The sequence below is a fragment of the Pseudoalteromonas sp. P1-30 genome, assembly GCF_001400005.1.
In the GTDB taxonomy this organism is placed as follows: Bacteria; Pseudomonadota; Gammaproteobacteria; order Enterobacterales; family Alteromonadaceae; genus Pseudoalteromonas; species Pseudoalteromonas atlantica.
Map to the genome: position 1 here is coordinate 21526 of NZ_LKBC01000021.1, position 6548 is coordinate 28073.

The 6548-nt window shown below is 40.5% G+C and carries 8 protein-coding genes; 3 read left to right on the forward strand and 5 right to left on the reverse strand.

What is annotated here, in order from left to right:
• Positions 1–111: 111 nt before the first annotated feature.
• The gene (gene epmA, locus AN395_RS18665; RefSeq protein ID WP_054983914.1) at positions 112–1086 is read right to left on the reverse strand and encodes an elongation factor P--(R)-beta-lysine ligase; all 975 of its coding nucleotides are present in this window, start codon (positions 1084–1086) and stop codon (positions 112–114) included.
• A gap of 56 nt (positions 1087–1142) precedes the next feature.
• Positions 1143–1709 carry an elongation factor P gene (efp, locus tag AN395_RS18670; protein ID WP_004587956.1) on the reverse strand — a complete coding sequence of 189 codons (567 nt, stop codon included), beginning with the start codon at positions 1707–1709 and terminating at the stop codon, positions 1143–1145.
• Positions 1710–1750: 41 nt separating this feature from the next.
• Between efp and epmB the strand changes: the two genes are divergently transcribed.
• Entirely contained in the window at positions 1751–2764 is a 1014-nt protein-coding gene (epmB, locus tag AN395_RS18675; protein WP_054983925.1) for an EF-P beta-lysylation protein EpmB, read from the forward strand.
• Here epmB and AN395_RS18680 read toward each other — a convergent pair.
• Positions 2761–2970 (reverse strand): hypothetical protein, encoded by a 210-nt coding sequence (locus AN395_RS18680; protein ID WP_054983915.1) that lies wholly within the window; start codon positions 2968–2970, stop codon positions 2761–2763. The two genes, epmB and AN395_RS18680, sit on opposite strands and share 4 nt — an antisense overlap.
• An 82-nt stretch (positions 2971–3052) precedes the next feature.
• Here AN395_RS18680 and AN395_RS18685 point away from each other — a divergent pair, with 82 nt between their 5' ends.
• Positions 3053–3343 carry a hypothetical protein gene (locus AN395_RS18685; RefSeq protein ID WP_004587953.1) on the forward strand — a complete coding sequence of 97 codons (291 nt, stop codon included), beginning with the start codon at positions 3053–3055 and terminating at the stop codon, positions 3341–3343.
• A gap of 89 nt (positions 3344–3432) precedes the next feature.
• Here AN395_RS18685 and AN395_RS18690 read toward each other — a convergent pair whose 3' ends face one another.
• Positions 3433–3924 (reverse strand): DUF3016 domain-containing protein, encoded by a 492-nt coding sequence (locus AN395_RS18690; protein WP_029773263.1) that lies wholly within the window; start codon positions 3922–3924, stop codon positions 3433–3435.
• Between the two features lie 395 nt (positions 3925–4319).
• Positions 4320–4811: a DUF3016 domain-containing protein gene (locus AN395_RS18695; protein WP_004587951.1), complete on the reverse strand. Its 492-nt coding sequence runs from the start codon at positions 4809–4811 to the stop codon at positions 4320–4322.
• A gap of 187 nt (positions 4812–4998) precedes the next feature.
• Here AN395_RS18695 and galE point away from each other — a divergent pair, with 187 nt between their 5' ends.
• Positions 4999–6015 (forward strand): UDP-glucose 4-epimerase GalE, encoded by a 1017-nt coding sequence (gene galE / locus AN395_RS18700; protein WP_054983916.1) that lies wholly within the window; start codon positions 4999–5001, stop codon positions 6013–6015.
• Positions 6016–6548 lie beyond the last annotated feature (533 nt).

Sequence of the window (6548 nt, forward strand, 5' to 3'; positions counted from 1 at the left end):
AAACGCGGTGCTTTTTTTTATTGGTAGGCGTGAAGCTTGCTCACGTAAAAAGAAAAAGCGTACAGATTTTATATCAACGCGCCAGTAAGCATGGCGCCTATAGGCCATGCATCACGCCCTATCTACATCAAACGCGATGACTTCTTTTATTGTATCTTTAGCGGTGGCTAGCATAACTAACCTGTCTATACCCATAGCAACGCCTGCGCATTGCGGTAAGCCGTGCTCAAGTGCGGCGATTAAGCGGGTATCCATAGGCACGTGGTTTAACCCATTGGCAGCGCGATAGGCGTTATCTTCATCAAAGCGTTTTGCCTGCTCTGTCGCATTGGTTAACTCATTAAAGCCGTTCGCTAATTCCATATTTTTATAATAAAGCTCAAATCGCCCTGCTACGCGGTTATCATGCTCACAAATCTGTGCCAGTGCCGCTTGCGATGCCGGAAAGTGATACACAAAACACGGCTTAGTTTGCCCAATAGTTGGCTCTACTTTCATACAAAATAACAGCTGCAGTAAGGTATCTTTATTGGTTTCGTTTTCGGCTATATCGGCAAAGCCGTGATCGCAGGCAAGTGTTTGCAATTGCCTAAGCGTAGCTGCTAATGGGTCAAGCGCTAACACTTGCTCAAATGCTTGTTGGTAAGTAAGACGCTCTGCAGGCTCTACATTTAAAATGAGCTGCATTAGCTCATCCATTTCATCCATTAATGCAAACTCATCAAACCCAGGGCGATACCACTCAAGCATGGTAAATTCGGGGTTATGATGGCGCCCCGCTTCTTCGTTTCTAAATGCCTTACAAAGCTGAAATATGGGCCCTGAGCCTGCTGCTAGCAAACGCTTCATTGCAAATTCAGGCGATGTTTGTAAATAAAGCGGCAAGCCACCCGCGTGGCCTGGGCCTACAAACTGTGTATTAAAACTTGCTAAATGCACATCGGTTACACTGGCACTGCTTAAGCTCGGTGTTTCTACTTCCATTACATTACGCGTATAAAAAAACTCACGAATGGTTCGCAGTATGGCTGCACGCTGCTTAAGGGTGTTTATGCTTGCACTAGGTGCCCAAGGTGTTGCTGACATATTTTCTCCAAAAAAAATCCCAGCTTAAGCCGGGATTTTATAAACCGTACTCAAGCTTACTTAACACGGCCTACGTATTCACCGCTACGGGTGTCTACTTTAATTACTTCACCAATTTGTACGAATAATGGAACACGTACTACTGCACCGGTGCTAAGCGTTGCAGGTTTACCGCCTGTGCCCGCTGTATCGCCTTTAAGACCAGGATCAGTTTCAGTGATCTCAAGCTCAACAAAGTTAGGTGGAGTAACCGCGATTGGGCTACCGTTCCATAATGTAATAGTACATACATCGTTTTCAACTAACCATTTAACGGCATCGCCAAGTGCTTTTTCGTCAGCGGCAATTTGTTCAAATGTTTCGTTGTTCATGAAATGCCAAAACTCACCGTCTGTGTATAGGTACGCTAAGTCGGTATCCATTACATCGGCGCCTTCAACTGATTCACCCGATTTAAAGGTTTTTTCAAGCACCTTACCAGAGATAAGTTTGCGGATACGAACACGGTTAAACGCTTGGCCTTTACCAGGTTTTACCATTTCATTTTCTAAAATACTGCAAGGTTCGCCGTCCATCATAATTTTTAGGCCGCCCTTGAACTCGTTGGTGCTATAATTCGCCATCGTTTCCTCTATTTAATTTTTTTCGAGTAATCTACGTGCCAATGATACAAAGAAATGAAGCAAATTTGCATAAAAACTGGCAAAAAGAATTAGCAAATGTAGTTACCTGCCCAAAAACCTTGCTTGAAATGGTCGGTTTATCGAGCCAAGCCCATGAAAACGACCTAAAAGCCCGCAGTTTATTTCCGGTACGCGTGCCAGTCCCTTTTATAAAAAAAATACGCAAGGGCGATGCAAACGACCCCTTATTGCTACAAGTTATGCCACGCCATCAAGAGTTTTTAACCAAAACAGGTTTTAATAAAGACCCTTTACTAGAGCAAGACAACGAGCAGCCAGGGCTTTTACATAAATATAAATCCCGTGTTTTAATTATGTTTAAAACTGGATGTGCAGTAAATTGCCGTTACTGCTTTAGACGCCACTTCCCGTATCAAGAAAACCAGCTTAATAAAAAAAGCCTGCTTGATGCGCTGAGCTATATAAAATCAGATGCCAACATAAACGAAGTGATTTTAAGTGGTGGCGACCCACTTATGGCCAAAGACGATGCCATTAGCTGGTTTTTAGATGAGCTTGAGCAATTACCTCAAATTAAACGCATGCGAATACACAGCCGTTTGCCTGTTGTTATACCTGCGCGTATTACCGATGAGCTGTGCGCGAGGCTAAAGCAATCACCGCTAAAAATTATATTTATTAACCATATAAATCATGCCAACGAAATAGACGACGAGTTTAAAGCCGCCATGCAAAAGCTAAAGCAAGCAGGCGTAACGTTATTAAACCAGGCAGTTATTTTAAAAGAGGTGAACGACACCGTTGAGGCACAAATAAATTTAAGTGAGGCGTTATTTGATGCAGACGTACTGCCATACTATTTATATTTGCTAGATAAGGTTGAAGGCGCAAGCCACTTTGATATTAACGAAGAGCAAGCAATAGAAATAATGGCAGAACTATTAAAAGCCCTGCCTGGATTTTTAGTGCCTAAATTAGTAAGAGAAATAGGCGGTCAAAAAAGCAAAACACCTATCGACCTTAAGTTAGTTTAAACGTATATATTCACATTGTTACCCAGTGTTGCAGTGACCGACTGAACCGGTGATTGCGCACTTGTTGGCTGGGCAGCACCTTCAATTAGTGCAAGTGCTGCTGCGCCATCTGCTAATTGCTGCTTTTTAGACAAAGCAGCGGTATATACTTCACCACCTTGGCCAGAGCTAGACATAGCGGGTAGATTTCCACCTGATATATTCATCGTTATAAGCCTTAATCAACCTGACATTTAAATGTAATCCAAGTACTATATCGGCAATGCAGTACAAAGCTTTAGGAAAACCATGGATTCTATAATTGAACAACTCAACGCTAACTTAAAAATTGTTTATCGCCAAGCACTTGATGCCGACAAAAAACTAGATGAGCTACAGCAACAAGGCCACGGTAAATTTAAAGCCTTGTTCCCAGCTGATGCCGGATTTAGTTTTGAAGCTAAACGCTTTAAGCCATACGTACTTGATGTAGCAGCCGATGTAGAAAGCTTAAGCACAGATGGTTTTGATGAAGAAAAGCTTAAAACAACGGTTATTAAGCTACAACAGTTACTTACCCTGCTCGCTACGTTTAAGTAGCTAAAAATTAAAGTTTAATTTAGTAAACATCAAATACAAAAAATGCCGATAATGTTTATCGGCATTTTTTATTTATTTTGTAACTGTATTTAACTTATATTAGATAAAACTTTTGAATGAAACCAGTTAGTTACTAAGCGTTTTTCATAATAAAATGATCTAGAGGTTGAGCGCTTAATTTTATCTAAATAGCCTCTATCTTTTAATAAAACTTCTGTGGCGTGGTTCACAACTTCACCCTGCGGATTAGTTACCGTGTAAGACAGCTTAATTTGTGGGTAATGAAATGGTTGAATTACTCTTATTTTTTTAGCGCCAGAAAACTCAATAGCACCTGCTAAATCAAGATCTGCAACCTCTACATTTAATTTATATCCACTGGGTAATTTTTCAGCTAACTTCGCAAAATGCTTTTCAAAGTTAATAGTAATTTGCTTTTCAAAAGAAGTTGGTGATTGATTTGCTGCACGCACATCGCGGTAATTGTCAAAATCTTGCCATTTAACTGCAGACTCACCAGCTTGTGCAATACCAATAGAACTTAAACCCATTACTAACGTTAGTAATTTTAAACTTTTCATAATCTTCTCCATGTGAACTATCAAAAGTCAACGCAAGTACAACACATTCAATTTAAAACAATAAACCAGAACACTTACACTGATGACATTAGTTTAAATTAGCAGCAAAAATTTTTAATGTAAAGTTGGGTACACCCCTATATTGATAAAAACACAATCAAAAAGTAATTTAATCACTTAATTGCCAGCTTGAAATGCAAAAGCTAATAACTCTCTTTGTACGCATAATCAAAATGATAAAAAGCCTACTTATATTTGAGCTCTGCTTGATAAAACTAATTTTAATAAGGAGGACTATAAATCGCTATTTTTAGTCTGCAATAGTTGCTTACTTTAGCCGCTACCTTTAAGTCATCTTGATTTTGTAACTTGCCATTGTTAGTGGCAAGTTTAATTTAATCAATGCTTGCTAAAATTTGCTCGCCAAACCATTCGGTTATTAAGCGTTTTTCATAAAAAAACGGCTCGTCGCGACCCATTTTAATTTTATCCATAAAGCCCATGTCTTTAAGCTCTACATCGTCCTCTTCACTCACTACGCTCCCCTTATTATCGCTTAGCGAGTAATTGAGCTTAATGCGCGGAAAATAAATAGGTTTTACTACGCGTATTTCATCCATACCGCCATAGCGTACGTCCCCTGCTAAATCGATATCGGTTATTTCTAAATTTAGCTTGTAGCCTTTTGGCAATTGCTCGGCAAGTTTAGAAAAATGTTTTTCGAACTGAGTAGCAATTTGTTTGTGGTACGACGCTTTACCCTGGCTAGAAGCGCGCACATCGCGGTAGTCTTTAAAATCTTGCCACTTAACTACAGATTCTCCAGCGTGTGCAAATGCAGGTAATGTAATACACATTGCCATAGCGATTGTTTTAACTGAATTCATAGCATTCTCCAAAGGGGCAGTACTAATTATTTAGACTTAGCCCAGTAATAGACCATACAAGTTTAACACTAGTTTATTAACCATTACTTAATTAACCTATTTTAATACGCTTTTAAAATAAAGCATGTAAATAGTAAGAATATATGATGAAATTAAGATAATTGAAAAAGGTATCCACGGAGCATTCATGGCAATTTTAGTAACAGGCGGCGCAGGCTACATAGGCTCACACACCGTTTTAGAACTTTTACAGCAAGGCAGCGAAGTTATTGTTGTTGATAACTTAAGTAACGCATCAAAAGAGTCGCTTGCACGCGTAAAGCAAATCACAGGCAAAGAGGCCACGTTTTACCAAGGCGACATTCTTGATAAAGTTTTTTTAGATGCCATTTTTACAAGGCACACCATAGAGAGCGTTATTCATTTTGCTGGCTTAAAGTCGGTTGGTGAGTCGGTCGCTAAACCTGTTGAGTACTATCAAACAAACGTACAAGGTACGCTAACACTTGTAGATGCCATGCGTGATGCAGGCGTATTTAAATTAGTATTTAGTTCATCAGCCACAGTTTACGGCGACCCTGCAAGCTTACCGATTAAAGAAGACTTCCCGGTAGGTGGCACAACTAATCCGTACGGCACATCAAAACTGATGGTTGAGATGATGCTGCAAGATATTGCTAAATCAGATGAGCGTTTTGCATTTGCTATTTTACGCTACTTTAACCCAGTGGGCGCACATGAGTCAGGCTTAATTGGCGAAGATCCAAATGGTATTCCTAATAACTTATTACCATTTATTGCCCAAGTTGCAGTAGGTAAATTAAAGCAGCTTGCTGTATTTGGTGATGACTACGACACCGTTGATGGCACTGGTGTGCGCGACTATATTCACGTTGTAGATTTAGCGATGGGGCACTTAAAAGCGCTTGATAAAATTGCCGACAATACCGGCGCACTTGTATATAATCTTGGCACAGGCAATGGTTACTCTGTACTGCAAATGGTTAACGCCTTTATAAAAGCCAGCGGCCAAGACGTTCCTTATCAAGTATCGCCTCGTCGCCCTGGCGATATTGCTGCATGTTACGCCGCGCCAGAAAAAGCACTTAATGAGCTGGGCTGGGAAGCGGTGCGTGGAATAGATGCCATGATGGAAGACACATGGCGTTGGCAATCAAATAACCCTAATGGTTATAAAAGCTAATAAAAAATATTTTATAAGTTTTGCCTGTTTCACAAGCAGGTAAATCACCTATAAAAAATTTTGCTACCGCGCTAATTTTTTAATGGAGACGTAGAGCTTGCTCACGTAGAAGCGAAGCTTCTCATAGCTTTATCAAAGGGGTTTAACACAACGTAAAAGCGCTGCTTTTAAACGCCAGCAAGCTGCGCGTCTACAACTAATTATTACTTCTTCACTGCTGCGTGTTTTCTGTGGTGATAAAACCACGTAAGCTGTTTGTGTAAAAAACAAATTTACCACCGAGGGCACAGAGGCGCTGCGCGCTGCACTGAGAAAAAGTTCTTCTCCTTCACTTCTCTGAGTTCTCAGTGGTGACGTAATCACCTTTAAAACGCCAGCAAGTCGCGCGTCTACAACTAATTATTACTTCTTCACTGCTGCGTGTTTNATTCTCCTTCTCTTCTCTGTGTTCTCTGTGGTGGTGATAATCTGTTAATCACTTTGTGTTTAGCCCAAACCATTTTTACCACCGAGCACACCGAGGCGCTTCGCGC

Bases quoted from the DNA above. Each gene is read 5' to 3' on its own strand.
- epmA (WP_054983914.1), bottom strand. From the start codon at position 1,086: ATGTCAGCAACACCTTGGGCACCTAGTGCAAGCATAAACACCCTTAAG.
- efp (WP_004587956.1), bottom strand. From the start codon at position 1,709: ATGGCGAATTATAGCACCAACGAGTTCAAGGGCGGCCTAAAAATTATG.
- epmB (WP_054983925.1), top strand. From the start codon at position 1,751: ATGATACAAAGAAATGAAGCAAATTTGCATAAAAACTGGCAAAAAGAA.
- AN395_RS18680 (WP_054983915.1), bottom strand. From the start codon at position 2,970: ATGAATATATCAGGTGGAAATCTACCCGCTATGTCTAGCTCTGGCCAA.
- AN395_RS18685 (WP_004587953.1), top strand. From the start codon at position 3,053: ATGGATTCTATAATTGAACAACTCAACGCTAACTTAAAAATTGTTTAT.
- AN395_RS18690 (WP_029773263.1), bottom strand. From the start codon at position 3,924: ATGAAAAGTTTAAAATTACTAACGTTAGTAATGGGTTTAAGTTCTATT.
- AN395_RS18695 (WP_004587951.1), bottom strand. From the start codon at position 4,811: ATGAATTCAGTTAAAACAATCGCTATGGCAATGTGTATTACATTACCT.
- galE (WP_054983916.1), top strand. From the start codon at position 4,999: ATGGCAATTTTAGTAACAGGCGGCGCAGGCTACATAGGCTCACACACC.